This is a genomic window from Paenibacillus sp. P4_A7 (assembly GCF_056402455.1).
Genome location: NZ_JBFUHJ010000544.1, coordinates 1 through 3,424 on the forward strand (window position 1 = coordinate 1; position 3,424 = coordinate 3,424).

The window sequence follows — 3,424 nt, forward strand, 5'->3', positions numbered from 1 at the left end:
GTCTCTCTTGTACTCGCTGCGGATGTTGTAGAGTGGGCTGCACTTACGCCGAAATTCGATCTGCTGAACTTGATGCTCTATAGCGGGCCGGGTATGGTGAAAGAAGTGATTTTGYAGGAACAGCGTAATGGGGTCAATGATAAGGACTCTGCTGCCGAGAGAAGCCTCACCTCTGCACATTTGCATAAAATGGAGTACTTAAAAGCGTGCATCGTAAACGGACATGAGGATTGCTTTTTTGATACGTTGGAGGAGTTGCTGCGGTTTGGCTCTAAAGCGGATTCGTTTCCGAGTGAGATCCAGTTGGAATTATATTTTTTATTAGTTTCGGTATTTTTGCCTCATAGCTTGAAGGAGGCAGTAGGCGACTCTTCGTACGAGATGGACCTCAGCAAGTTTACACAGATTGAACGATTTGAATCCTGGCACCAGATCAGTGAAGAATTTATGTTGATAGCAAGGAGAATTTTTGATCAGAAAAGGACCGGAGTGAATCTGCAAGAACATGAACTGATAAGCACCATTCAAAATTATATTATGAAACATATATCTGGCGATGTGTCTTTGACTAAAATCGGTGAGGTCGTAGGCCATAATCCTTCCTACTTGTCCAGACTTTACAAAAAGGTCACGTTTCAAGGATTATCGAACTACATAAATGATGTTCGGCTTGAAAAGTCGAAGGCGCTTTTGGAGCAGGATGAGCTGAAGGTTCATGAAATTGCAGCGGAGCTTGGTTTATTCTCATCACAATATTTCCATCGTTTTTTCAAAAAGGCAACGAATTTGACGCCTCAAGAATATAGGGTACTCAAAAGAAAGCACAGTAAGTAAATAAAAGATACAAAAGTAATAAACGGAAACTAGTTGTGCACACATCCGGACTTTATAATGAGGTTGTGGGAGATCTTAGATATGAAAAAAATAAACTGGATTCGTTTCTCGCTGTCAATTCTATTATTTTTCTCAGTTACAGTAACTGGTTGTATGGAAGATGAAACCAAGAATGCCGAATCAGTCGATTCGGATACGGTCATCAAACAAGAAACAAAAGTAGACCCACAGGGAAAGTATGATCCGTCGATTGATGTTACGGCAGTGAAATTCATTACGCAAGACGTCGTGTATCCCTCAGGACAGTCGGAGACCGAAAATGCTTGGGAATCTCTTTATAAGGAGATGGGAATTAACCTGAAATACGATTGGATTGTGAAAGGAACCGACGCTCAATATTTGCAGAAACTAAATGTTTCGATCGTGTCGGGGGATATTCCGGATCTGATGATGGTGAAATCGTCCCAATTGAAACAGCTGGTTGAGGCCAATATGATTGAAGATCTCACGGATGTGTATAAGCAATTTGCGACCCCTGCCGTAAAGAACATCTTCGAACAGGATCCGATGGCGTTACAGTCCGCTAATTTTGATGGGAAATTGTTTGCTATGCCGAAAACCGAACCAATGATCGGCGCTAACACGCCGGTGATGTGGTTACGAACAGATTGGATGCAAGCTCTTCATCTTCGGGCCCCAACTTCTTGGGAGGATGTGCTGAACACCTCGAAAGCGTTTACGACAAAGGATCCGGATGGTAACGGCAAGCAGGATACATTCGGTGTGGCTTTGAGCAAAGATGTGGTTAATGGCTATCCCTCCCTGAACGGCTTCTTTAATGCTTATGGTGCTTTCCCGACCATATGGGTGGAAGATGATGAAGGGAATCTCGTGTACGGAAGTATTCAGCCTGAGGTCAAAGTCGCGCTTGCACAATTAGCGGAAATGTATAAATCCGGTGAGTTGGACAAGGAATTCGGTATCAAGGATGCCTCCAAAGTGGCGGAATCGATCGTGAATGACCATGTAGGTATACTCTTTGGTCCTAGTTGGGCTTCCCAATGGCCGCTTCAGGATAACAAGAAGAAGAACCCTAATGCCGAGTGGAGAGCCTATCCGATCCCATCCGTGAACGGCGGTGATGCTTCGGTTCAGTTGCCTTTAGGAGCAAATTATTACTTCGTTGTCAGAAAAGGCTACGATCATCCTGAAATCGTGGTTAAAATGGCTAATTTATTCATGGATAAGCTGTATGGCCCTTCTGCGGATTACTTGAAATATGGCGTAGACAGCCAAGGCATTACGGTGGCAAAATTCGCGTTTGTGGATATGGTCGCCCCGGACAAAGATTTGAAGCGGACGCAAAATGTTTCTGACGCGCTCATGCAAAGCGATCCATCCCGATTAAATCCAGAGGAAAAGTCTACCTACGATAAGATCATTGCTTTTGGTCAAGGAGATTTGAATTTCTACGGTGAGACGTATCAGAACGGACCCGAAGGAGCAATGATGGTGCTGAAGCAGCTGTCGAATAACGGGAAAATTGTACCCGAAGGCTATGGAGGTGCGGTGACTGATACGATGGGAGAGAAGAAAGCTACCTTAGAGAAAATGGAATCCGAAATTTTCACTAAAATTATTTATGGTGCGATTCMTATCGATCAATTCGACAAATTCGCCCAGGACTGGCTGAAGTTAGGCGGAGAGCAAATAACGCATGAAGTTAATGCGTGGAAGGCCGCGCAGAACTAATAGTGAAACAACAAACTATATAAATATGAAAAGAGGAGTATGTAACCATGAGAGTGAAGTTCAAAAAACACATGACTATTGCTGCTGCATCCATCTTATCCATTAGTATGATTCTCCCTAACGCTACGGTCGTACAGGCTGGTGGCGATACTCTCGCTCCCCGCATAGGTGAACAAGGCTATAAGGGTGAAAATCAACCCGTTTATCATGGACACCGAAAACAGGATATTCTGGATTGGACTCCTAAAACAGATGAGTACTATGAATTTATGAGAGCGGAAGTGCCGCTTCAGCAACGAAATGAACCCTTTAAACCAACACAGGCCAATCCTATGCTGGATCAAGAAGTTCAAAGCTTAATTTTAACAGGTGATTATGGCAACGAGTTTTTTAATCCAACCATTTATAATGATCAATTCGCTCAATATCTGTTTAACTTTTGGCAATATGTTGATTATACAGCATCCTGGCATGGTGTAGTTACGAACCCAACACCGGACTCCCTATTTAATCCTGAAGCCGATTGGTGGGAGCGTGAATATGAGTTTGGTGTGATGAATATTCCGAATCCTGCTTACACCAATGCCGCGCATAAAAACGGTGTTAAATCATTAGGCAGTATTTTCTTCCCTAGAACAGAGCATACGGATGACTATGTGTATAAAGACGAAAATGGACGATTCCCACTCGCGGATAAATTTGTTGAAATGGCTAAGTATTACGGCTTTGACGGCTACTTTGTGAATGCAGAAGAAAAACTTTCTGCCAGCTTTATGCCGGTATATGAAGAGTTTATTCGTGCCATGACTTCTCAAGGGATTTACGTTCAAGTCTATGC

At 43.2% G+C, this 3,424-nt stretch carries 3 protein-coding genes; all 3 read left to right on the top strand.

The genetic code is table 11. The features are described 5' to 3' along the window. Positions 1 to 834: helix-turn-helix transcriptional regulator (locus AC1DWN_RS30670; RefSeq protein WP_477562644.1), on the top strand; the 834-nt coding region annotated here is incomplete at its 5' end. An 81-nt stretch (positions 835 to 915) separates the two neighbouring features. Continuing rightward, positions 916 to 2,586 carry an extracellular solute-binding protein gene (locus AC1DWN_RS30675; protein WP_477562645.1) on the top strand — a complete coding sequence of 557 codons (1,671 nt, stop codon included), beginning with the start codon at positions 916 to 918 and terminating at the stop codon, positions 2,584 to 2,586. A 47-nt stretch (positions 2,587 to 2,633) separates the two neighbouring features. Then, positions 2,634 to 3,424: endo-beta-N-acetylglucosaminidase (locus AC1DWN_RS30680; protein WP_477562646.1), on the top strand; the 791-nt coding region annotated here is incomplete at its 3' end.